Source organism: Exiguobacterium sp. ERU653 (assembly GCF_018617775.1).
GTDB lineage: Bacteria > Bacillota > Bacilli > Exiguobacteriales > Exiguobacteriaceae > Exiguobacterium > Exiguobacterium marinum.
In genome coordinates this window covers 1,344,182-1,367,525 of the sequence record NZ_JACSKV010000001.1, presented here as the reverse complement: position 1 = coordinate 1,367,525, position 23,344 = coordinate 1,344,182, and the positions used below count along the sequence as shown (strand labels likewise).

Below are 23,344 nucleotides of genomic sequence, written 5' to 3'. Positions count from 1 at the left end.
CACTCCGATATAGAGTATGGAAACGATAAAACGTTCCAAAAAAATGTAAGGTGAGGGGCCGGCCTAAACCTTGCATGCTCGGACAAATGGATTTGGAAGAGCGGAAAAACTCAAACCTATGGAGGGAAATTACAATGATTATTAACCACAACCTTAACTCAATGAACGCACACCGTAACATGTCATTCAATACAGCACAAACAGGCAAAGCGATGGAGAAATTGTCTTCAGGTCTTCGTATCAACCGTGCTGGAGATGACGCAGCTGGTCTTGCAATCTCTGAGAAAATGCGCGGGCAAATTCGCGGTTTAGATCAGGCAACGCGTAACTCACAAGATGGAATTTCACTTATTCAAACAGGTGAAGGTGCATTGAACGAAACACATTCAATTCTTCAACGCATGCGTGAACTCTCAGTTCAATCAGCGAACGATACAAACACAACTCAAGACCGTTCTAACATCCAAGATGAAATGAAACAACTTGGAACTGAAGTTGATCGTATTGCTAACCAAACTGAATTCAACACTAAAAAACTTTTAAATGGAGCAATGGGATCTGCACAGGCAACTGCAACAGGTACAATTGTGAATAATAGTGGTCTTGACGCTGCAGCGGCTGACGGTACAGTCTTAAACGTACTTACAGACAAAGCTGGAAATAACCTTGGGTTACAAACTGGTGACGTAATTACGGCCTCATGGTCTGTTAACGGAACTCAACAAACAGCTACCTTTACAATTGCAGATGCAGCTGTTGATACAATGGCAGCGATCAATACTGCTATTGCAGGAAATGCAACTGTGACAACTGCAGCTACGGCATCAGGTGCAACTACAATTACGGCTGCAACTGGTGGATCTGTTGGGCAAATCAATGGCTTTGCAATCGAGGTTAAATCTGCAACTGGCGAACGTAAAGAAGCAGCTTCAAATGCCCTTTCAAACTTTGAAGTAGGCACTGAAGCGAAAGATGTTCGTAACGATGGATCAGCTACATTCCATATCGGTGCAAACAATGGTCAAACAATCAACCTTTCAATTTCTGATATGCGTGCATCTACACTTGGTGTTAAAGATTTACAAGTTGGTACACAGTCACAAGCTGAAACAGCAGTTAAAGTAATTGATCAAGCTATACAAAAAGTTTCGGTTGAACGTTCAAAACTTGGTTCGGTACAGAACCGTCTTGAGCACACAATTAACAACTTGAGTACTTCTGCTGAAAACCTTCAAGCTGCTGAATCACGTGTACGTGATGTAGACATGGCAAAAGAGATGATGAACTTTACGAAGAACAACATCCTTAACCAAGCTGCACAGGCTATGATGGCGCAATCGAATCAGCAACCGCAAGCGGTTCTTCAATTGCTTCGTTAATCGGCTCTATAATATGATTTTTAACACCCGCATCCTGGAAGGGAACGCGGGTGTTTTTTAACTTACATACACAACTTGTTCTTCTTTTAATCGGTTCTTCTTAATATCTTGCCACTTGTATACGACAGACCAATAGCTACGTCCTAGTATATCTGCAATTTCTTGATCTGAAATTCCTTTTAATTTTGAAGTCACAATCAGTTCGATTTCTTCCTCCGAATAATCGTTTTTAGGTTTTGATGTGATGACAATCATATCTGGATTCGCTTCTTTCTCCAACTGCAAGCGATGTTCCCAATCTAGCTTCCATGCCATAGAAGGTATTTTCTCACTGTATGAAGCAGTAAAGTCTAAGAATTTTAGAGCAACTTCCGTCTTTTGAATACGGAGAATGAAATTGTGACCATCATTTCTTCGACTTAGCACAAAACGATGTCCAAATGTTTTTTCGATGAATTGACTTAAGTAATTTAATTCAGAAGGATGAAATGCTTGCAAGTAGAGTGCGATATGAGGAGTTAAAATCATTTGTTGCTTTTTTGAACGGGTTGAGCGCGTGACACACAGACTGCCATCATCTAAATAGAGTGCTAGTAAAAAAACTGGATCCGTACATTCTTCAAGTAAATGAAGGGGGATGCTTTTCTTACCTCCGATATAAAGTTCTGCTCGAAGCCAAGTGAAAAGTTCATCAAAACGTGAGGTGAGAGAAGCGCTTGTTCCGTTATTGTTTTTGATGATACTCGAAAAAATTCGTGGAGCGCTGTTTAATTTCCATTCACGATATTCGAGTTGCTTGATTGAAAAATGTTCTCCATATCTTAAATTCGCATTTGGATATTTCTTTTTAGAAATTCCGATGTGTCCATCTCCCAATAAAGTCCCCATTAATAAACTCTTCTCAAAAGTCGTCAATTCTTCCCATTTCATCGCTTTTTATCCTCTCTTAAGGGAATGTACGTTCTTATATTAAATACCCAATTTAAATAATCGAATTTCAATTCAAAAGAAAATAATTATGAACAATCATTGAACAAGTTTCCATTGAACTTCTTTCCTAACTTGCCGATATTAAGATAGAGAAGAACAAATAAGGAGTAGACCAACATGAACCCGACCATTTCAGAAGTCCGGCTTCACCTACCTTCTTCCGTCTTGCCGTATGAACAAACGAAAAACGTGTTCGTCGAAGCGAATCAAGCGAAACTCGCCGACGAAGGCATCGTCATTCTTCCGACGCCTCAACACGTTACCAAGCTAGAGGCGGCCGTCGAGAAGGCGAATCAAATACTGGAACAACAGCGTACAGGCTTAAAATTTATGAAGCATGAAAAATTGAACGACTACTATATTCAAATCGTGGATACGAACAACGAAGTGATCCGCGAAATCCCAAGCAAAAAATCCCTCGATTTCTTTGCAGCGTTCATGGAGTTCAATCATCTCTTTGACGAACGGGTATAAAGGAGGATTTTCATGACGACACCTATCCGATTTGGCGGACTCGCCAGTGGAATCGATACGGATACGATTATTAAGCAATTGATGCAGGCTGAACGTGCGCCGGTTGATAAACTTGAACAGAAAAAACAAACGACAGAATGGAAGCGCGATGCATATCGCGAAATCAACCGCTCACTCATGACGTTACGAAATAGCGCGGTCGACTTGATGTTCAGCCGAAACTTCTATGCGAAGACGTCTAGCTCGTCGGATGAGTCGAAAATCAGCGTGACTGCCGGACCTTCAAGTGGAAATAGCGCGGTTCGGATCGACTCGGTTACACAGTTGGCCAGTTCGGCGACGACTATTTTAGATGCTGTCGATCGTAACGGACAAAAGTTGACGAGTACAACAAAATTATCAGACATGAATGGATTTGTTGCCGGACAAAAGCGTGTCATTCAAGAGACGGCTGGAACCGAGTTAACGATTCCGAAAGATTTGGACTTTTCGACAGTCGTCTTAAAAGATGCTGCAGGAAATGTTTTAAATGCTGCTGACTTCGCGTATGACGCGACGACTGGAAAAGTCACCGCTACCAATACAACGAACTATCCTGGTGGAGTTATTCCAAAAGATGTTTCTGCTTCGTTCTCCTCTGGGACTGGCTTTGAAATTCAGTACAAATCTAGTACAGCCGGGACGTATCAAAAGATTGAATTAGGTGCGGACGCAACGGTACAAGATTTGATGAGTCAGTTAAATAGTAAAGAGACAGGACTCTCTGCTTTCTTTGAATCGTCTACCGGAAAAATCTCTTTGTCGACGAAAGAGACCGGGGCAACTTCTACTATTCAATTTGACACCAACTTCAAATCTGCCTTTAGTATGGGGACGGTTGTTCCGACTGGACAAAATGCGAAGTTTAAAGTGAATGGGATTGAAGTCGAACGTGCTTCGAACACGACGACGATTGACAATATGACGTTGACACTGAAATCATCTTTCCTCGAAACAGGAGGACCCGTCACACTATCGGCCGCTACCGACACCCAAAAAATCTTTGACAACATCAAAGGTTTCGTCGATAAATACAATGAGACGATTGATCTCATGAACAAGAAGACACGCGAAGAGCGTTTCCGTTCATTCGCACCGCTCACGCAGGCACAGCGTGATGAGTTGTCTGAAGATGAGATCAAGAAGTGGGAAGAGAAAGCGATGAGCGGGATGCTCCGTGGCGACACGATTCTTCGTGGGACGATGGACACGCTTCGTAGCAAATGGTCGGGCGCAACATCTACTACGAATGATTTAGACATGTCTCGCTTGTTCCAGATTGGGCTCTCGACCGGTTCAGACTTCACGAACGGTGGAAAGATTGAGCTGAATGAAGAGAAGTTAAAAGCAGCCATCGAGAAAGACCCGGAACAAGTGTACAAGCTCTTCACGGATGAAGAGACGGGACTTCTTCCTCAAATCCGCGACGCCGCAAAAGACTCACGTGAGACGATTACGCGAATCGCCGGTGCGGACGGGGCTGGTGCTCCGACGTATTCAATGGGTCGCGAAATGACACAGATGGATACGCGAATCCAGCGACTGAACGATTTACTCATCGATAAAGAAAACGCCTACTACCGTCGCTTCGCGGCGATGGAAACGGCGATGAACCAGGCGAACTCGCAAGCCGCTTCACTTCAACAGTTTTTAGGCGGCGGAATGTAAGAGGAGGAATTTAAATGGTGGCTAATCCATATGCAGCTTATCAAAACAATGCGGTCACGACCGCGAACCCACAGGAACTGACGCTTATGCTTTATGACGGGGCGCTCAAGTTCATGCGCCTCGCCAAGCTTGCGATCGACCAGGGCAATCCTGATTTAAAGAACATCAACATCCAAAAGACGCAAGCCATCTTCCAAGAGCTTCGTCTCACACTCAATAAAGACATCGCTATTTCAGCGAATTTAGACTCGCTCTATGACTACATGTGGCGTCGTCTCGTCGATGCGAACGTCAAGAACGACACGACCATTCTCGACGAAGTGCTCGACTTCACGACGGAACTCCGTGACACGTGGAAGGAAGCGATGAAACTCGCGAAGCAGTCATGAGACCAATCGATGAGATTATCTTAAAGACACAGCGCTTAAAAGAGTTGCTGGCGAAAGTCCCAGAAGAGCCGACGTATGACACGTGGATGGAACAAATCCATGAGCTCTTGGACGACCGGGAACAATTGCTCGCGGCGCACGGTCCTGACTTGGAAAAAGCCGATCAGACGGTCCTTCGGCAGCTCGTTGACGACAGTCAAAAGATTGCCCGTCTCATTGAAGCCGAACATCAGCGTCTCGGGATGACGCTCGGGACGGCCCGGATGGAACGGAAGACGGTCAAGTCGTACGTCGATCCATATGAAGACGTGGATTCCAACTTTTCCGGTCTATTCGACCAACAGACATAACAAAGCTCGAAGGCATGCGCCTTCGAGCTTTTGTGTTAAGAGGCTTTGACTTGGCGTCGCATCCGAATGATGAAATAAGAAGCGGTAAACAAGATGAGACCACTTACCGTAAAGTTTAAGTAGAGACGTGTAGCATCTTGAAGCGACGTGACTGGTGTAGCTCCACCGAACCAAAGGAGTGGTAGGATCGTCACGTGCATGACGCTCCAGTGAATGAAAATTTGCTTTTTGAACGACCACTGCGGGACTTCGTAAATGACACTTGTGAGCCCGAGAAAGAAAGCGACTCCTGCGTAGACAAGCATTCCGTGTACGCCGTCCATATTTCCTGACCATCCTTGGTAGAGCGCGAGGATCGCGAACGGAAGCGACCATAAGAGGCTCCGTACGAACCCTTTCTTTAATAATTGCATATGTACCATCCCTTCATTGAATCGTTATGGATATATACGAACATCATGCAAAAAGGTTTCGGATAAAAAGCGAGGATGAAATGACGTCTGTTTTCCGCTATAATCGGGTAAATATCAATGTAGCCGTTGCTTCTTTTCTGGAAAGAGGAGGGAAACGAGATGCGTGAGAAAGAGTCCAAACCGGTATCGTCACGGAAACGCCGTTATTTCGTCTATGGTCCAGAGGGAGCGTACGATGAGTATGTGGAGCGTGACCCGAAGCTCGAGGCATACGTCGAGGATGACATGCCAATCGAGGAGCGTCCCGACCCATATGAGGAAGAAGAGCTGAAATCAAGAGGATAAGTATATGTGTCAAGGTTCGATTTTGGACCTTGACTTTTATTTTGCCTGGAACTTTTTCTTACATCGGTGTTGCTTGCCAATTCGTTATATTCTTCTTAACCACAACACTTGGATTTTGGAAAGGGAGAGATGAAGATGAACATGAAACGATTTGGCTTACTGGTGGCGGTACCGCTCACACTACTCGTCGGATGTGGGGAAGCAGATGAACTGAAGACGACAGCGACGGACACGGAAGAAGTGGCAGAGGCGGAAGCGAGTGCGTCTGAAGAAAAGACCGCTGAAGAGACGGACGTCCAAGAAAGTGAACTCGGCACGAACAAGATCTACATGAAGAATAAGGCACTTACGATCACGGAGACGATGGGACCGATTCAGTTCGCAATCGACAAGGTACAGACGTCACGCTTGCAGGTGAATGAGGTGTATCGTGATTCATTTGATGGAGCTGAAGAAGTGACGGTGGTCGCCATGAATGTGATTGCAGAGAATACTGTCGACGACGCGATTAGTTTTTACCCGGATCAAGGTACGATTGTCACAAACACCGGAGAGCAGGTCGAGGCAGACCTCTTTTTCTCGGATGACGTCGGTGGAGAATTTTTAGGGAAGGTGAAGAAGGAAGGCAATGTTCTCTTCTTCGTCAAAGCAAAACCAGAAGAGTTGACTGAAGTAAAATTTTTCACGAGTGGACCTTCGAACGAAGCGTTTGAGAGAGTGGCAGAAGAGCGATACGAATTCACCATCAACGTAACAAAATGAGAATAGGCGTGCCGAGAGATATCGGCACGCTTTTTGTATGGTCATTGGAAAATAAGTGTTTGAATTATCATAAATGATATGTTTTTTTCTAATTTGATGGGTACATATTCAATATAAGTCATTGACCGACGAGATTTTCGAATAGGAGGGAACGTGTCATGAAGGTTCGACATGGGTTATTCGTTTTGCCTCTCGTATTTCTGATTGGATGTGGGGAAACGGATGAGGCGACGACTTCTGAAACTACCGAGCAGACCGAACAGACAACAGAAGAAGAAACCACTTCCTCACCAGAAGGAAGTGAATCGAGTAAAGGTGAAGATACGTCAGAAGGGATTGGTGGCTCTGAAGAATTTGAAGTAGAAGAGGATGAAATCGGAGTCAGCCAGATTTATATGAAGAATCGCAACCTAGGTATTGAAGAAAAGATTGGCCCAATCATTTTCCAAATCGATAAAGTACAAACACTCCGATTACAGGTCTCTTCTGATTTTCGTTTCATGTTCGATGATAAAAAAGAAGTGACCATTGTCTCTTTCAACGTAATTGTCGAGAATACGAGTGACGACACGGTCTCATTTCATCCAAATCAGGCACGGCTCGTCACGAATACAGGAGAACAAGTAGACGCTGATATGATTATTTCAGAGGACGTTGGAGGAGAATTTTTAGGTAAAGTGAAGAAAGAGGGTGGGGTACTCTTTCATGTGGACTCGATGCCAAAAGAATTGACCGAGGTGCGTTTTGTCGTAGAAGGCCCTTATAACGATCAATTCAACACAATCGCGGAAGACCGTTACGAATATCCGATTGATGTCACGAAATGAAAAAGAAGCATGTCAATCCATCGTTGGCATGCTTCCTTTGAACTCACTTCCGCTGATGTGGTAGCGGGATCGACAAGACGTCCCAGTCGCTTCCTGCAAATAGCTTCGATAAATAGACGATCTGTCCGACGTGATACCCGTAATGCGACACTTGTCGCTCGATCGCATCAATCACGGAATGGGCTTCCCCTCGAATCATCACGTCCTTCCCAAGGTCATCTGGTGTCAGATCGGCTAGGACGTCGTCTAACAGCTGCCAGCGCTCGTCCCACACCTGCATCAGTTCGTCCCGGGACAGTTGTTGGTCCTCGAACTCGGCGTCGCGATTACGGTCCGGCTTCTCACCATCCGTCGTCAAAAAATCGGTCCAGCGCGACTTCATGTTATTCGCCATGTGCTGGATGATCAGGGCGAGGGAGAGCGTATCGGGTGCAAGAGTCTTGTGCAGGTCCTCGTCACTCACTTGGACGAGCGCACGCTCGGCGAGTTGTTTCTGACTTTTGAATGTGGCACGTACGGTGTCGAGATATTGCGTTTCAAACATGAAAGATTCCTCCTTATCGTATGTATCTGCTTTGACTATACCCGACATGCATCCCGGTCAAAAACTATAGTAATATTATAAAATAAGCGTTATACTAATCTTATCGTGCAAGACGCCACCGCGTAGTCGGCATGAGGGTGCCTTGTTTTGGTTTTCACGTGAGTCATGTCGCGTGGTCTCTTTTCGGTTTGAAGGTTCACCCATCAATGGTGTCGATTGCGTTTGTCCGAGAGTGGATGAGCGCGATTTTTTTGTATGCAAAAAGTGTGAGACACGAAGTCCCACACTTCTCGTTATGTATGCTCCAACCGAAAATCTTCCCAATGCTCGCGGGCCTGATTCCGGATTCGCTCTGATACTTCCTTACTGCTGAGAAGAATCCCGTACCAGCGACGCGCATCTTCGTAGTAGTCGAGTGCGGCCGACAAATCGGCAATCCGTAGCATAAGTTGGTCGTACGGTAATCCGGTCCGAATCGGGTCCGTATACGCTTCCTGCACCTCATTGTATTTATCGAGTGTTCGCTGCATCCATTCCTTCTCAGACGCCGTATCTTCAATTAATCGGTACATCCATACGATCCGCATCCCGAGCATGGCGACGACAGACGGTTTTTGTCCGCTCAATTGGGCCGTCATGACCGCGAACTTATACAAGAGAATCACGTGTTCAGGTGTACGGTCACCTTTCAATACATCCGCATTTACTTGATTAAAGTAGTGTGTCTCGAGCGCTTCCCGGTTGTGTTTTCGCACCTTATCGAACGAGTCATGGAAGACAAGATGACAGTAATCACAGACGGAAGGTTCGTACAAATACGGGTTCGGTCCGTCATACGTCGTGTATCCGTCCTTCTCGACTTCGAGCGGACGAATGTGACGCGACAAGACGCGGTTCGTCTTACTTTCCTGTAAACAATACGGACATTTGACTTTCTTCAAAAACAAATGTTCTGCCATTTCGACACCTCACACATAGACGTTGACGAGCAGTCCTCGAATCTCACCGACCTGGTCGAGAAGGGAGAGGCGAGAGGCTTCTCCCGAGATGACCTGATCCGTCAGCGCGAGGAGTTTTTGGTCGACTTGTTCGACGACCTTATAAATCTTCGCACGGCCGCGGCGATTGAATCCGCGTTTGTCCTCGAGACGGAGTGCCGCGTCAACGGCCTCTTTCATAAAGTCTTTAATCAGCTGTTTGTATTCGGCGAGCGCCTCGACGGTCTGACTCTCGGCGAGCAGTTCTCCTTGTTCATGGATCGCGGCGATTTGACGCTGGAAGCGTTCATGTTCACGGTCTTCGCGCTTTTGACCGATTACGTTTTGGAAGGAGACGCCCGGTTCGACTTCGGGGCGTTTTGCCTTACTTGAGCCGAGGAGCGATTGCGTCTCCATGATGCGACGAATGTCCATATGGGCAACCGTCCTTTCTAATAGGTTAGTTCAATAATTGTAACACGCCTTGCGGCAATGCGTTCGACTGGGCAATCATTGCCATGCCGGACTGGTTCAAGATGTTTAGACGGGCGAAGTCCATCATTTCACGGGCCATATCGGCATCACGGATTCGTGACTCAGACGCCGTCAAGTTCTCTGAACCGATGGCGACGACGCTGACGTTTGCCTCGAGCCGGTTTTGGATGGCCCCAAGTTTCGAACGTTCGAGCGAGACCTTGTTGATGGCCGCATCAAATTTCGCGATTGCTTCTCCCGCTTTGTCTGGCGTCAACACGCTCAGCGCGTAGTATGTTTCAGACGCTGTCGCCTGATCATTGTCGTGATCGACGGCAGGAAGTTCTCCGCCACCTGCTGACGTCGTCGTAATGTCGAGCGCATGCGCCCGCATGTCTTCGACGTTCAAGATGACGGCCTCGTTATTACCGGCACCGATTTGGAAGAATAACGTGCTCTTGCCTTCTTTGTATTCCCCGTTCATGATTTTCTTCGAGTTGAATTCGGTTGTTTCCGCGATTCGCGTCACTTCGGCAGTCAACGCGTTGATTTCTTCCTGGACAGCTTTGGCGTCGTCCTCACTGAGCGTCCCGTTCGCCGCTTGGACGGACAGTTCTCGCATCCGTTGGAGAAGGGCGTGTGTCTCGTTCATCCCACCTTCAAGCGTCTGTGTGAGCGAGATGCTGTCGAGCGTGTTGCGTTCTGCCATCGAAAGCGAGTCGAGGCGCATTCGCATCTTCTCGGAGATGGCGAGACCTGCCGCATCGTCAGACGCCTTGTTGATCCGAACCCCACTCGAGAGACGATCCATCGTCTTTTTCATCGAGGCTTGGTTCAGGGAAAGGGAAGTATAGGCTTTTAATGCTTGAACGTTATTGGTAATTTTCATAGCGGTTTCCTCCAGTCGGGGCAAGTTGGGTTTTAGCACGCTCCATCGCTTCGCTCCACGTTTGATCGAGATCGCTTGCGAGCGTATGTAGTTCGGCGATTTTTTGCTTGTCCTGATCGATGATCGCTTCGACACTGGCGTTCGCCATGTAGAGATAAATTTCATCGAGTTGTGCCGCGATAATCCCACCGCCATCATGGAGTCCTTGATGGAGCTTGACTAACAGCTCACGGGCTTGACGAAGGTGGCGATTCCGTTCCGCAATCGTCGAGTCTTGGGCACGTTTGTAATGATAAACGAGCGCGTGTAACATCGCCTGCGTCAGTTCTTCAGGCCTCATTTCATATAGCTGGGTTGAATTCATCTTTGGTCTCCTTTGATTGAATCAAGTTCTTCTATTAACAACAACACTTCTGCCATCACGTCATATAGCTGGGGTGGGATGGCGTCCCCTAAGTCAAGGTCGAGCAGATGTCCGAGCAAGGAATGGTCGTTCTCGACCGCCACGCCTCGGGCACGTGCTTCCTGTAAAATCTTTTCCGCGACGGCACCGGTCCCGCGGGCGACGACGACGGGCGCTTTGTCCGTCGACTCGTCATAGCGGACGACCGCGGCCGTCTTTCGTTTCGTCAAATCCATGCGTTGGTACATCGGGACCTCCTAAATTCTAAAGTCATAACCGGTAGTCGGTGCCACCTTCGGTTCTTCGGTGACACGTTCGGCTTTCGTGAGCGGTTTGAACTGGGTCGTCACACTCTTATATCCAATCGTCTCGAGCGTCTGTTCAATCTTTCCAAGAAGTGGACGGGCGATTTGCTCGACCGTCGCATCGTCGTGTTCGAGCGTGAGTCGGAGGTTCCGATCTTTCGCTTCAAGCTTGACGCCGATTTCTCCGAGGCGCGGTGTCTCTAAACGGATGTAGAGGACGCTATTCTCCCAGTCGACGACGTCTCCTGCTTCCCGGTTTTGGATATGGACGTGGATGCCGGTGTCAATCTCTTGTACTTTAGCCGGTAGGGCGAACAAGAGCTGATGGAGCTGACCACCATCGAGGCGATTGAGCGTCTGTTGTACTTGGAAGAACGAGGCGAGTCGTTGTGCCTCGGGGTTCGTCGTATCCGCTCGTACTGACAAAGCCGATGCCGGCGCGTTAGAGGTCGTATGTGCAAGTTGTTGGGCCTGGACGCGTTGCGTCACTTCCTGCACGTGTCGACCAGACAGCGTCGAGTCGAGTTTGAGCGGAGCAACGGAAGGGATTTCTCCGGCGCGTGTCGCCCCGTGCGGGATATATTCGATGCGCACTTGGTTCGGAGCGTATCGGAAGTCGTTCAACGTCGCCCGTACTTCTTTGACGAGTGTCGCACTTTCTTGTGGCTTAGTCGCAAGTAAAGATAAAGCGAGGTCGAGCTTGGCCGTCATGGTGACGAGCTGCTTCTCTTGAGTGATATCGGTATGAAGTAGGGCGTCCGTCTTTTGGACGAGTTGCGTCAAACGGGTCGATACGGTCTCGAGGGCAGGGCGTGCCGCATGCGGGTTCGTCTCAATCAACGCGGCGACTTGTCCGAGTTGTTTCGTCACCGTTGCCTGTTCGCTTCGGAAATTGTTCGTCACCGTCGCGAGATGGCTCGTCACTTCCTTCACCATGACCTGTCGTCCGTTGACGAGAGGGAGCGTCATCGGTTCAGAACGCTCCATCTTCGGCGGTGCAGGCAGGTCGCGGATGGTACGGTCGACCGTATCTGGTGTCGGTATGACGCGTTCGCTCACGGGACGTGATAGGTTGACGAGCTCGACGTACCGCTCTTTTTGCGGGTACGGGGCGTTCTGTGCCGGTGGTGTAAGCTGTTGTCTCGCTTCATTCAAGGAGAGGACAGCGATCTCCCGTGCCATCTCACGAGGGAGGACTTGCGTGTCGAGCGTCTTCAAATGAAGGATGACGTCTCGCATGTCCCCTTTGAATGCCGTTTCGAGAAGGCGCACCGTATCCTCGTTCATCGGTAAGCGTCCGGATTGTAGCAGTCGACTGACCGCGCTTCGCACTTCCGGTGGAAGGGAAGCGAGGAGCGTCTGGATCTTCGCGTCAAGCTTTGACGACGCGGAAGCAGGTGGCGCGGATTCAAGCGTCTCTTCCTTTTGGGGAATGACGGTTGCCATCAACATGCCATCCTGTTCGGCAAGCGTCACGTGGAACGGGTTCGTTTTTGGAAGCCCATCTTTGAATGTGACCTCGACTTCTTCACCGTTGATTTTGACGATTGCGGAGTCGGGGCCGGTCTGTTTGACGAGTTCGGCCTTATACGTCCGGTTCGTCTGAATGCCTGGTAAGACCGAACTGACAGCGGTCGCTTGGGCTTGAATTTGCATGTTTGTCACCTCGACCATAATATCGACCTCTTTTTAAAAAAATGAAGCGAACAATAGAAAAAAACCTTCCGTCTTTTCGACGGAAGGTGAGTCATGATTCGAGCACGGGGCCCGCATTCATTTGTTGGAACCGGGCGACGAGTTCGCCTGTCGCTTTCAGCTGGTTCCGAAGGACGTACGGTGTTGCGTTCGTTTGGATTTGATGTCCATTCGTTGTGAGGAGTAGCCCGTTTGGCTCTTCCTCGATGTTCAGTATGTCTCGAATATGGGACCAAGCATACCATTCACAATCGTCTCGCTTCGGAGACTTCGTCGGGAAGAAGACGAGTCCGGTTGTCGGTTCGATCACGACAGGGACTTTCCCTTTTACGCCGGCGACGCGTTTGGCGATGAAGATTCTTTCCTCGATCGAGCTGTTGTACTGGCGGCAAGATAGTTGCAACAACTGGTACGGCCGGAGCGGGGTTGAAATCTCGGTGCCATCCTCGAGAATGATCCGTGACTGCTTCATGATATCAAAGCAAGGGAGAATCGCCACGGTTCGCTTTGTGATGCGATATTTTTCCTCAGAATAGTAGGAGCGCATACGCTGCACCATCCTCCTCGTATTAGATTTTCAGGATCGGCTAAAGACAAACGGCACAAACCTAAATCATCCCTTCAATGATATATCACAAAAAATGTAAATTCAATAAGGCAATATGAAAAGTAGGGAAATATAATTCCAATGAAAGCCAAATGACGAAACGTTTACAATAATTTGAGAAATTGTTTGTCACGCTTCCAAGAAGGTGGTAAGATTAGCCGTAGAGGACAAACCTCTGTATTCTCCAATGGTGAAAGGAATGGATTTACACATGGTAGGTAAAGTAAAATGGTTTAACTCAGAAAAAGGTTTTGGATTCATCGAAGTTGAAGGCGGCAAAGACGTGTTCGTACACTTCTCAGCAATCCAATCTGAAGGTTACAAATCACTTGACGAAGGTCAAGAAGTAGAGTTTGAAATCGTTGATGGCGAGCGCGGCCCACAAGCGGCTAACGTTACAAAATTATAATTTCAAACCACGAAGCCGGTTCCCTTGGGAACCGGCTTTTTATTTTGTCTATATAATTTAAAAAGGCGTTTAAAAATGACTAGAATGGGTATTTTCTTTCTATACCTTTCGCTCGTTCTAGGAAATGTTACATTAGGAACAAAATTGTCATTATTTTCTGATGATAACGTTTTCAAATATAGCGATTTCGGGGTATAATATTAATGAGCCACCTGATTCCACTTTCTTTTTAGAAACGAAGCAGGAGATTCCGTCTCGTTTGACGAATCAATGGTTCAAGCGGTTATTTTAAGGAGGAGTTCAGATGATTTATAACATTCGCGGCGAAAACATTGAGGTCACACCAGCAATCAAAGACTATGTCGAGAAAAAGCTGGAGAAGTTGACTCGGTATTTCACAACTCCTACGGATGCACAGACGGCTTACGTCAACTTGAAAGTGTATAATGAGAAACAAAAAGTGGAAGTGACGATCCCGATGCCGAACTTGTTGCTCCGTGCCGAGGACATCAACCTCGACATGTATGCGGCAATCGACCTCGTCGTCGATAAATTGGAACGTCAAATCCGTAAACACAAAACGAAGCTCAACCGTAAAGGACGCGGAAAAGAAGGTGGCGTCGGCGAGTACTTCAAGTCCCTCGAAGGAATTGATGATGCATCGGCCGTCTACGATGAGGACGAGGCAGAACTCGAACTCGTACGGACGAAACGTTTCACATTGAAACCGATGGACACGGAAGAGGCGATTCTTCAAATGGACATGCTCGGTCACAGCTTCTTCGTCTTCTCTGACGCAGAAACGGGCAACACGAACGTCGTCTACCGTCGTAAAGATGGAAAGTACGGCTTGATCGAACCTGAATAATGAACTTGACCTTACACGACCCTCCGGCTTCGGGGGGTCGTTTCATTTTGCCTTTCCTTGAAAGGTGGCACCACTTCGGTTAAACTGTACATTAGGGAAAAAACATGCATTTTTTAGTGAATGCAGAGGAGATATGAGTATGGCGAACTTTTTGAAAGAGTTATTTGCTCCACAGAAACGAGTGTTGAAAAAAGCAGAGAAAGCGGCCGACTTGATCGAGTCGTTCGCCGAACCAACCAAAGCATTGTCAGACGAACAGCTTCAGGCGAAGACAGAAGAGTTCCGAGCCCGTCTCGATAAAGGCGAAACGCTCGACGACATCTTGCCAGAGGCGTTTGCGGTCTGTCGTGAGGCATCAGAGCGCGTGCTCGGGATGCGTCACTACCCGGTCCAACTTATCGGGGGCTATGTGCTCCATAACGGTGACATCGCCGAAATGAAAACAGGTGAAGGGAAGACGCTCGTCGCGACACTTCCTGTCTATTTGAATGCGCTCACGGGCCGTGGCGTACACGTCGTAACGGTCAACGAATATTTGGCAAAACGAGATAAAGAACTCATGGAACCGCTCTATTTCGCTCTCGGTCTTTCGGTCGGTCTCAACGTGTCGAACATGGACCGCGTCGAAAAACAAGCGGCTTACAATTGTGATATCACGTACTCGACGAACAACGAGCTCGGATTCGACTACCTCCGTGACAATATGGTCCTTTATAAGGAAGACCGTGTTCAACGTGAGCTCTATTATACGATCGTCGATGAAGTCGACTCGATTCTCGTCGATGAGGCGCGTACCCCGCTCATCATCTCGGGATCGGCACAAAAATCGACCGAGCTCTACACACGTGCGGATGCGTTTGTCCGTACATTGAAAGAAGAAGAGGATTACACGGTCGACGTGAAGACGAAATCAGTCCTCTTGACGGACCAAGGGGTCGACCTCGCCGAGAAGTTCTTCGGTATCGATAACCTGTTCGCCATCGAACACGTCGCGGTCAACCACCATGTTGGGCTCGCGCTTCGTGCGAATGCGGTCATGCACCACGATATCGACTATATGGTGCGTGACGGACAAGTCATGATCATCGACCAGTTCACAGGGCGTGTTATGGATGGACGCCGCTACTCGGAAGGTCTTCACCAAGCGATCGAGGCAAAAGAAGGCGTCGAGATTCAACGCGAATCGATGACGCTCGCAACAATCACGTATCAGAACTACTTCCGTATGTATGAGAAGCTTGCCGGGATGACCGGTACGGCGAAGACAGAGGAAGAGGAGTTTCGTAATATCTACAACATGCAAGTCGTGACGATCCCGACGAACAAACCGATTCTTCGCGACGATAAGTCGGACCTCATCTTCAAATCGATGGAAGGGAAGTTCAAAGCCGTCGTCGAAGAGATCTCTTCAGTTCACACGACAGGACAACCGATCCTTGTCGGTACGGTCGCCGTCGAGACTTCAGAATATTTGAGCAAGCTCTTGACGAAGAAGAAGATTCGTCACGATGTCTTGAATGCGAAAAACCACGCGCGTGAGGCAGAAATCATCGAGAATGCTGGTCAAAAAGGGTCGGTCACGATCGCGACGAACATGGCCGGTCGTGGTACGGATATCAAGCTCGGAGAAGGCGTCGTCGACCTCGGTGGTCTCTACATCATCGGGACAGAGCGTCACGAGTCACGCCGGATTGACAATCAGCTCCGTGGTCGTTCAGGTCGTCAAGGGGACCCGGGTAAATCCCAGTTCTACTTGTCACTCGAAGATGAGCTCATGCGTCGTTTCGGGACGGACAGCCTCCAAAGCATGATGGAACGTCTCGGTATGGATGACACACAACCGATTGAGAGCCGCATGGTCTCAAAAGCGGTCGAATCGGCTCAGAAACGCGTCGAAGGAAACAACTACGATGCGCGTAAACAGCTTCTCGGTTACGATAACGTCATGGCCGACCAGCGGAAGGTCATGTACAAGGACCGTGCGAGCATTCTCGAGAACGAGTCGGTCACGGATATCGTCCGTTCGATGATGGCCCAGACGGTCGAACTCGGAGTCGGGCAATATACGCCGATCGAACTCGTACCGGAAGAGTGGAACATCGACGAGCTCGCGCACTGGTCAAACCAGACGCTCGCGCTTGAAAAACCGGTCGAAGGCAAAGACTTCTACGGAAAAGAACGGGAAGAAATCGTTGAACTCCTCATGGAACGTGTGAACGAGCAGTATGAAGCAAAACGTGAACTCGCACCACCTGAGCGCTTCAACGAATTCGAAAAAATCATCGTACTCCGTGCCGTTGACTCGCACTGGATGTCCCATATCGATCATATGGATCAGTTGCGTCAAGGGATTCATCTCCGCGCTTACGGGCAGAACGATCCGCTCCGTGAGTACCAAGCGGAAGGGATTAGCATGTTTGACGCGATGAACGCGGCGATTTCAGAAGAAGTGACAGGCTTCGTGCTTCGTGCCGAAGTCGGGGACAACCTCCGACGTGAGAAAGTCGTCGAAGAGGAAGTTGCCGTCTCTGGAAAGGACGATGCACCAGTCAAGAAAAAACCGGTCCGTCGTTCGAAAGAAGAGAGTATCGGCCGGAACGATCCGTGCTGGTGTGGCTCTGGTAAGAAGTTCAAGAACTGTCATGGTAGACAACAGGCTTAATTATTGAAGAGGCGGGTCCGCTCGCCTCTTTCCTACGGAAAGGTGAATCACACTATGGAAATTTCAGATATTCGGAACGAACTTGAGGCAATGGCGAAGCGCCTTGAAAATTATAGAGCTTCTCTCAACTTGACGGAGAAGGAAGCGCGCATCGCCGAACTCGAGAATGAGATGACGTACCCTGACTTTTGGGACAACCAAGAGAAGGCACAGAAAGTCATCGATGAGTCAAACGGGCTCAAAGCGATGGTCGACAAATATCAAGACCTCGCAAGCAAACATGAGGACGGCGAAGTGACGCTTGAACTCATCAAGGAAGAGCCGGAAGCAGAGATGCAAGAAGAGCTCGGAGAAACGATTCAAGCGCTCAAAAAAGAGTTCGATGACTTCGAACTCGAAATCCTCTTGAACGGACCGTACGATGCGAACAATGCAATCCTTGAATTGCACCCGGGTGCGGGCGGTACTGAGTCACAAGACTGGGCATCGATGCTCCTTCGCATGTACCAACGTTTCGCCGATAAACAAGGCTGGAAAGTCGAGACGGTCGATTACCTTCCGGGTGAGGAAGCTGGTGTCAAATCTGTCACGCTTCGCATCATCGGACACAACGCTTACGGTTACTTGAAAGCGGAAAAAGGGATTCACCGTTTAGTCCGAATCTCTCCGTTTGACTCGTCGGGTCGTCGCCACACGTCGTTCGTTTCATGTGACGTCATGCCGGAGTTCGATGACGACATTGAGATCGAAGTACGGACAGAAGACCTCCGCGTTGACACATACCGCGCGTCAGGTGCCGGTGGACAGCACATCAACACGACAGACTCGGCTGTCCGGATTACGCACGTGCCGACGGGCGTCGTTGTCTCGTGTCAGACCGAACGCTCACAAATCAAGAACCGTGAATCGGCGATGAAGATGTTGAAAGCGAAATTGTACCAACGTGAACTCGACGAGCAGCAACGCAAACTCGACGAAATCCGTGGCGAGAAGACGGATATCGGTTGGGGTAGCCAAATCCGTTCGTACGTCTTTCATCCGTATTCGATGGTCAAAGATCACCGGACGAACCACGAAGTCGGAAATACAAGTGGTGTCATGGACGGCGACGTCATGCCGTTCATCGATGCTTACCTTCGTAAAACAAATATGTGATGCATGTGGCTCAAAGACACCTGTCTTTGGGCCATGTTGTGTGTAAAGGAGAAATTCTTTAATGAAGCAAATCGTCAAAGACTATCTGTATTTGTTGACCGGTTCGGTGTTCGTCGCCTCGGCCTTCAGCTTATTTCTATTGCCGAACAATTTGGCGTCAGGTGGGGTGAGTGGGATATCGGTTATCACGTATGAACTGTTCGGGATTTCACCGGGGGCATTTCAGCTCGTGGCGAACGTACTACTTCTCATCATTGGGTGGACCATCCTCGGTCTCGGATTCGGGGTGAAGTCGCTCGTCGGCTCCATCTTCTTACCGGGTGTCATTCTTTTCTATGAAGCGATCGATGCAGGGGCTGCCGTGAACGACACGCTCCTCGCCGCCATATTTGGCGGTGTCGGTGTTGGAGTCGGGCTAGGACTCATCTTCCGGGGACGTGCCTCGACAGGTGGAATGGACTTGATTGCGCAAATCTTACATAAGTTCACGCACATCCCGCTTTATTTATGTATCGCGCTCCTCGACGGCATGGTCGTCTTGACCGCCGCCCTCACGTTCTCGTTCTCGACCGGACTTTATGCACTGATCGCCCTATTCATCACGGTCAAGATGATCGACTTCGTCCAGCTCGGATTCACGCAGGACAAGATGGCCTATATCATCTCGGAGAAGCGGGACTTCATCGTCCGTGCCGTCTTTGAGGAGCTCGATCGTGGAGCGACCGAGATTCAAGCAATCGGGGCTTATTCTCGTCTCGATCGTCCGATGCTCATGATCGTCGTCCGTCAGAGCGAGGTGAGTCGTCTGAAAGAGATCATTCGTCGGATTGACCCCGATGCGTTCCTCGTCTTCAGTGAGGCACATGAGGTGCTCGGACAAGGGTTCACGTCGGACAAACGCTATATCAACGTTCCATAAGTTGTGGAATCTTTGTGTACTTTTCGTGAGATTAGGTTAGAAAGTATACGTGAAAGGCTATAATGGTAAATGTAGGTCATTTCTACAACTTAGGAGGGGAACGTGGTTATGAAAAAATGGATGATGGCGATTGGCCTTGGTGCCATGCTGACACTCGGCGCATGTGGCGGCGGTGAAGAGGAAGATACGTCGAGCAACGGGGATTCGGGCTCGAACACGGCATCGGTTGACGCGGAAGCGGTGTACGCACAAAACTGTGCGGCATGTCACGGTGCGAACCTTGAAGGAATGAGTGGTCCGTCACTCGAGCAAGTCGGCGCTAATCTGTCGGCAGAAGATATTGAGAACGTCATTCGTAACGGTCAAGGTGCAATGCCTGCGAACGTCATTGAAAAAGACGAAGAAATCACGGCGGTTGCTGCTTGGCTCGCTGAAAAAAAATAAGATAGGCACCACAGGAATAGCGTTGACTATCCTGTGGTTTTTTTGATTAATTGTTGCAATTTTCTGTTTTATTGGTATGGTAATAAGAGATTACAGAAATGGAGTGATATGGTTTTGAGGACAAAATTAATAGACTGGCCAACATTTATTGGATCAGTGATCTTACTGTTAGCAGTGACGTTACCTCTTATTTTCTTCCCGGAAACAGGTAAGGCTTTAGTCGGGATGGCAAATGAGTATATGACATCAAACTTTGGAATATTATACTTAGCGCTTGGGCTTGGCGCATTCGGATTTTTGATCTACGTTGCCTTCAGTAAGAACGGTCACATTAAGTTGGGCGACGAAGATGAGGAACCTGAATTTAGTACTTTTTCATGGGCGGCGATGTTGTTCGCTGCTGGGATTGGGTCAAGTATTCTTTACTGGTCGGTGATTGAATGGGTTTACTATTACGAAGGACCACCGTTTGGTCTCACACCAGAATCAACAGAAGCCATTCAATGGTCGACGGCATATGGCATGTTTCACTGGGGACCGATTGCGTGGGCGATTTATGCGCTGCCTGCACTCCCGATTGCGTATTTCTATTATGTACGACGCATATCCGTGTTGAAGGTGAGTGAAGCGGTCCGTCCGATTCTCGGTGATCGTTCAGACGGTCCACTTGGAAAAGTGATTGATATTTTATTCATCTTCGGTCTTCTTGGAGGCGCAGGGACAACACTCGCCCTCGGTACGCCGATGATTGCCGAAGGAATCAGTGAATTGACGGGAATCCCTGTATCACTCGGGATGAAAGCAGTGATTATGCTAGTCTGTACGGTTATTTTTGCAGTTAGTTCTTATGCTGGATTGAATAAAGGAATCAAATTACTAAGTGACTTGAACATTTGGCTTGCATTAGGAATTTTAACATTTGTATTTGTATTTGGACCGACACGCTTTATCTTAGAGACAACATTCAACGGTGTTGGGATTGTTATGGATAATTTCTTCCGAATGGCGACGTGGATGGAGCCATTTGGTGATTTTGGTGGCTTTACTTCAACGGGATTCCCTGAGTCGTGGACTGTATTCTACTGGGCATGGTGGCTTGTCTATGCTCCATTCGTCGGATTATTCGTGGCACGGATCTCACGTGGTCGGACGATTCGTGGCATGATCATCGGAACGATGGTCTATGGGACGTTTGGGTGTGTACTGTTTTTCGGAGTTCTCGGAAATTATGGACTATACCTTCACCTAAGTGGAACATTCGATGTCATCTCATATATGGCTACTTACGGACCGGCCCCGACAATCATTGCGATTATTAGTCAATTGCCATTTGGAAGTGCGGTAGTTGGGGTGTTCACTGTCCTCGCCATTATCTTCTTAGCGACGACGTTCGATTCTTCGTCATATATTTTGGCATCAGTCACTCAAAAGCATGTGGAAGATGAACCACTCGTATGGAATCGATTGTTTTGGGCATTCGCACTATCGATCATGCCTCTCACACTCATGTTCCTCGGAGGACTTGAAACTTTACAAACAGCAAGTATTGTCGGTGGTTTCCCCCTCATATTTATCATGATTTTACTCGGATGGTCGTTTATGCGTGTCTCAAGCAGTGATATCCGGGCGCAAGATGAATATGAGTCACCGACGATTCATATTCAGTACCGAAAGAAAAAGCGTACCCCGTTCGATGTATTGAAAGACAAGGCAGATTGATAGAAGAAAATATCTGTATAGTGAACCGCCCCATAGAAGTTGGACATGAACATCCAGCTTCTACGGGGTGTTTTTTATCAAAATTATGCGAGAATACTCCCGCTTCTAAACGTTAAGGACAGTGCTTGCGTGAAAGTGGGAGATGAATCGCCAGCCTCTCTTTCGGGTAAAATATCTTCAAAAGGGGTGAACGTCACATGGTGAAGCACAAGGGCTATAAATTCCGGATCTATCCGACGAAGGAACAGGAGGTCCTGATTGCCAAGACGATCGGCTGTTCCCGGTTCGTGTTCAACCATTTCCTGTCGAAATGGGACGTGGCCCATGAAGCGAATGGCAAGGGACTGTCGTATGATGCCTGCTCGAAAGAACTTCCCATACTCAAGCAAGAATTCAGTTGGTTGACGGAAGTGGACAGCACGGCCGTCCAGAACAGTGTCAAACACCTGGCCGACGCGTATAAGAAGTTCTTCAAGAAGGAGGAAAATCATCCCCGTTTCAAGTCGAAGCGAAACCCCGTCCAATCCTATACGGCGAACATCCAAGGGAAGTCCCAGCTCCCCGAGGTCTCGATCGTCGGGAACAAGCTCAAACTCCCGAAGCTGAAATGGGTGCGTTTCGCCAACTCGAGACACGTCGAGGGTCGCATCCTGAACGCCACGATCCGACGAACAGCTTCGGGTAAATATTTCGTCTCCCTTCTCGCAGAGCAGGAGATCGGTGAACTGCCGAAGACCGGTTCATCGGTCGGCGTCGACGTCGGGCTGAAGAACTTTGCCATTCTATCGGACGGCACATTCTACAAGAACGACCGTTACTTCCGCACCCTCGAGAAGAAACTGGCGCGGGAGCAACGCAAGTTGTCCCGTCGTCAGCGCATCGCCCTGAACAAGAAAGTGAGACTTTCCGAGGCGAAGAACTACCAGAAGCAGAAGCGTAAGGTCGCCCGCATCCATGAGAAGATCGCCAACAGACGCACCGACTTCCTGCACAAGGTGTCGACCGAGATCGTCAAAAACCACGACGTCATCGGCATCGAGACCCTGCAGGTGAAGGACATGCAGAAGAACCGCAAGTTGAGCAAGTCGATCTCCGAGGTCAGCTGGTCGGAGTTCTTTCGCATGCTCGAGTATAAGGCCGACTGGTACGGGAAGACCGTCGTGAAGGTGGGGAAGACCTTCGCCTCGAGCCAGCTCTGTTCGAGTTGCGGCCATCGACACAAAGACGTGAAGCATCTTGGTTTGCGTGAATGGACATGCCCGAATTGCGGGGTCCACCACGACCGCGATGTGAACGCAGGACTAAACCTCAGACAAGAAGCCGAACGCATGTTGGCTTCTTTAACCGTCGGGACGACGGGGCTAGCCTGATCAGGTTCCGACTGTCAGGTCGGATGACTCAGGAATCCTCCACCTCTAAGCGAAGCGTAGGTGGGGGTAGTTCAACTGAATTTCATAATGGAGGTCAAATTCGTGCAATAGAATTTCATGACGACATTTTCCCACTGAACTCAATCGAACTGAAACAATCCTGTAATGGTGTTTTAAAAGTCGGATTGATATAATTGTAGTCGCTTCAACAATGCCCTAGATGATTTTTTGGCAAGGCGATAAACGAGAAATGACTCCTTGACAGAGA

26 protein-coding genes are annotated in these 23,344 nt (G+C 48.5%); 16 read left to right on the top strand and 10 right to left on the bottom strand.

The genetic code is table 11. The features are described from left to right. Positions 1-134: 134 nt before the first annotated feature. Positions 135-1,379, top strand: coding sequence for a flagellin N-terminal helical domain-containing protein (locus KNO95_RS06980; RefSeq protein WP_026825396.1), 1,245 nt, complete (start codon positions 135-137; stop codon positions 1,377-1,379). A 57-nt stretch (positions 1,380-1,436) separates the two neighbouring features. Here the strand turns inward: KNO95_RS06980 and KNO95_RS06975 are convergent, their stop codons facing one another. After that, positions 1,437-2,309, bottom strand: a complete 873-nt coding sequence (locus KNO95_RS06975; RefSeq protein WP_051545957.1) for a hypothetical protein — start codon at positions 2,307-2,309, stop codon at positions 1,437-1,439. Positions 2,310-2,486: 177 nt separating this feature from the next. On the opposite strand from KNO95_RS06975, the gene KNO95_RS06970 reads away from it, so the two are divergent. From KNO95_RS06970 to fliT, 4 genes are read left to right on the top strand one after another with little or no spacing between them, the layout of a single operon-like run. Beyond that, positions 2,487-2,843, top strand: coding sequence for a flagellar protein FlaG (locus KNO95_RS06970; RefSeq protein ID WP_026825397.1), 357 nt, complete (start codon positions 2,487-2,489; stop codon positions 2,841-2,843). A 12-nt stretch (positions 2,844-2,855) separates the two neighbouring features. Continuing rightward, positions 2,856-4,550 carry a flagellar filament capping protein FliD gene (gene fliD / locus KNO95_RS06965; protein WP_214878515.1) on the top strand — a complete coding sequence of 565 codons (1,695 nt, stop codon included), beginning with the start codon at positions 2,856-2,858 and terminating at the stop codon, positions 4,548-4,550. Positions 4,551-4,564: 14 nt separating this feature from the next. Beyond that, positions 4,565-4,939, top strand: a complete 375-nt coding sequence (fliS, locus tag KNO95_RS06960) for a flagellar export chaperone FliS (RefSeq protein WP_012726961.1) — start codon at positions 4,565-4,567, stop codon at positions 4,937-4,939. Next, a complete protein-coding gene (fliT, locus tag KNO95_RS06955; protein WP_012726960.1) occupies positions 4,936-5,289 on the top strand; it encodes a flagellar protein FliT in 354 nt (117 codons plus the stop codon). Before fliS ends, fliT begins: the two co-directional genes overlap by 4 nt. Positions 5,290-5,324: 35 nt before the next feature. On the opposite strand, the gene KNO95_RS06950 is transcribed toward fliT, so the two are convergent. Then, complete coding sequence (locus KNO95_RS06950; protein ID WP_051545958.1) at positions 5,325-5,702, bottom strand: DUF3021 family protein; 378 nt, start codon at positions 5,700-5,702, stop codon at positions 5,325-5,327. A gap of 159 nt (positions 5,703-5,861) precedes the next feature. On the opposite strand from KNO95_RS06950, the gene KNO95_RS06945 reads away from it, so the two are divergent. From KNO95_RS06945 to KNO95_RS06935, 3 genes are all read left to right on the top strand, one after another. Next, positions 5,862-6,047, top strand: a complete 186-nt coding sequence (locus KNO95_RS06945) for a hypothetical protein (protein WP_026825399.1) — start codon at positions 5,862-5,864, stop codon at positions 6,045-6,047. A gap of 135 nt (positions 6,048-6,182) precedes the next feature. Beyond that, on the top strand, positions 6,183-6,809 hold the full coding sequence (locus KNO95_RS06940; RefSeq protein ID WP_026825400.1) for a hypothetical protein: 627 nt from the start codon (positions 6,183-6,185) through the stop codon (positions 6,807-6,809). Positions 6,810-6,967: 158 nt separating this feature from the next. Further along, on the top strand, positions 6,968-7,636 hold the full coding sequence (locus KNO95_RS06935; RefSeq protein WP_026825401.1) for a DUF4352 domain-containing protein: 669 nt from the start codon (positions 6,968-6,970) through the stop codon (positions 7,634-7,636). Between the two features lie 43 nt (positions 7,637-7,679). On the opposite strand, the gene KNO95_RS06930 is transcribed toward KNO95_RS06935, so the two are convergent. The 8 genes from KNO95_RS06930 to KNO95_RS06895 all read right to left on the bottom strand — a co-directional run bounded on the left by KNO95_RS06930 (position 7,680) and on the right by KNO95_RS06895 (position 13,470). Then, positions 7,680-8,180 carry a DUF1572 family protein gene (locus tag KNO95_RS06930; protein ID WP_026825402.1) on the bottom strand — a complete coding sequence of 167 codons (501 nt, stop codon included), beginning with the start codon at positions 8,178-8,180 and terminating at the stop codon, positions 7,680-7,682. 293 nt (positions 8,181-8,473) lie between these two features. Next, positions 8,474-9,139, bottom strand: a complete 666-nt coding sequence (locus tag KNO95_RS06925) for a DUF2225 domain-containing protein (RefSeq protein ID WP_026825403.1) — start codon at positions 9,137-9,139, stop codon at positions 8,474-8,476. A gap of 9 nt (positions 9,140-9,148) precedes the next feature. Further along, a complete protein-coding gene (locus KNO95_RS06920; protein WP_026825404.1) occupies positions 9,149-9,592 on the bottom strand; it encodes a YaaR family protein in 444 nt (147 codons plus the stop codon). 25 nt (positions 9,593-9,617) lie between these two features. Then, positions 9,618-10,520, bottom strand: a complete 903-nt coding sequence (locus KNO95_RS06915; RefSeq protein WP_026825405.1) for a flagellin N-terminal helical domain-containing protein — start codon at positions 10,518-10,520, stop codon at positions 9,618-9,620. Continuing rightward, positions 10,504-10,884, bottom strand: coding sequence for a flagellar protein FliS (locus KNO95_RS06910; RefSeq protein ID WP_026825406.1), 381 nt, complete (start codon positions 10,882-10,884; stop codon positions 10,504-10,506). Before KNO95_RS06910 ends, KNO95_RS06915 begins: the two co-directional genes overlap by 17 nt. After that, a complete protein-coding gene (locus KNO95_RS06905; protein ID WP_026825407.1) occupies positions 10,881-11,171 on the bottom strand; it encodes an EscU/YscU/HrcU family type III secretion system export apparatus switch protein in 291 nt (96 codons plus the stop codon). Before KNO95_RS06905 ends, KNO95_RS06910 begins: the two co-directional genes overlap by 4 nt. Positions 11,172-11,180: 9 nt before the next feature. Next, the gene (locus KNO95_RS06900) at positions 11,181-12,902 is read right to left on the bottom strand and encodes a hypothetical protein (RefSeq protein ID WP_026825408.1); all 1,722 of its coding nucleotides are present in this window, start codon (positions 12,900-12,902) and stop codon (positions 11,181-11,183) included. A gap of 73 nt (positions 12,903-12,975) precedes the next feature. Then, complete coding sequence (locus KNO95_RS06895) at positions 12,976-13,470, bottom strand: competence protein ComK (RefSeq protein ID WP_026825409.1); 495 nt, start codon at positions 13,468-13,470, stop codon at positions 12,976-12,978. A gap of 271 nt (positions 13,471-13,741) precedes the next feature. Between KNO95_RS06895 and cspD the strand changes: the two genes are divergently transcribed. The 8 genes from cspD to tnpB all read left to right on the top strand — a co-directional run bounded on the left by cspD (position 13,742) and on the right by tnpB (position 23,076). Next, complete coding sequence (cspD, locus tag KNO95_RS06890) at positions 13,742-13,939, top strand: cold-shock protein CspD (protein ID WP_026825410.1); 198 nt, start codon at positions 13,742-13,744, stop codon at positions 13,937-13,939. Between the two features lie 304 nt (positions 13,940-14,243). Next, entirely contained in the window at positions 14,244-14,807 is a 564-nt protein-coding gene (gene hpf, locus KNO95_RS06885) for a ribosome hibernation-promoting factor, HPF/YfiA family (RefSeq protein WP_026825411.1), read from the top strand. A 139-nt stretch (positions 14,808-14,946) separates the two neighbouring features. Next, a complete protein-coding gene (secA, locus tag KNO95_RS06880; RefSeq protein ID WP_026825412.1) occupies positions 14,947-17,469 on the top strand; it encodes a preprotein translocase subunit SecA in 2,523 nt (840 codons plus the stop codon). 54 nt (positions 17,470-17,523) lie between these two features. Then, on the top strand, positions 17,524-18,624 hold the full coding sequence (gene prfB, locus KNO95_RS06875; RefSeq protein WP_026825413.1) for a peptide chain release factor 2: 1,101 nt from the start codon (positions 17,524-17,526) through the stop codon (positions 18,622-18,624). Between the two features lie 61 nt (positions 18,625-18,685). Next, positions 18,686-19,543 (top strand): YitT family protein, encoded by an 858-nt coding sequence (locus KNO95_RS06870; protein ID WP_026825414.1) that lies wholly within the window; start codon positions 18,686-18,688, stop codon positions 19,541-19,543. A 108-nt stretch (positions 19,544-19,651) separates the two neighbouring features. Continuing rightward, positions 19,652-19,987, top strand: coding sequence for a cytochrome c551 (gene cccB, locus KNO95_RS06865; RefSeq protein ID WP_026825415.1), 336 nt, complete (start codon positions 19,652-19,654; stop codon positions 19,985-19,987). Positions 19,988-20,101: 114 nt separating this feature from the next. Continuing rightward, positions 20,102-21,706, top strand: a complete 1,605-nt coding sequence (locus KNO95_RS06860) for a BCCT family transporter (protein ID WP_084483622.1) — start codon at positions 20,102-20,104, stop codon at positions 21,704-21,706. 197 nt (positions 21,707-21,903) lie between these two features. Further along, a complete protein-coding gene (gene tnpB, locus KNO95_RS06855; protein WP_026825416.1) occupies positions 21,904-23,076 on the top strand; it encodes an IS200/IS605 family element RNA-guided endonuclease TnpB in 1,173 nt (390 codons plus the stop codon). Positions 23,077-23,344 lie beyond the last annotated feature (268 nt).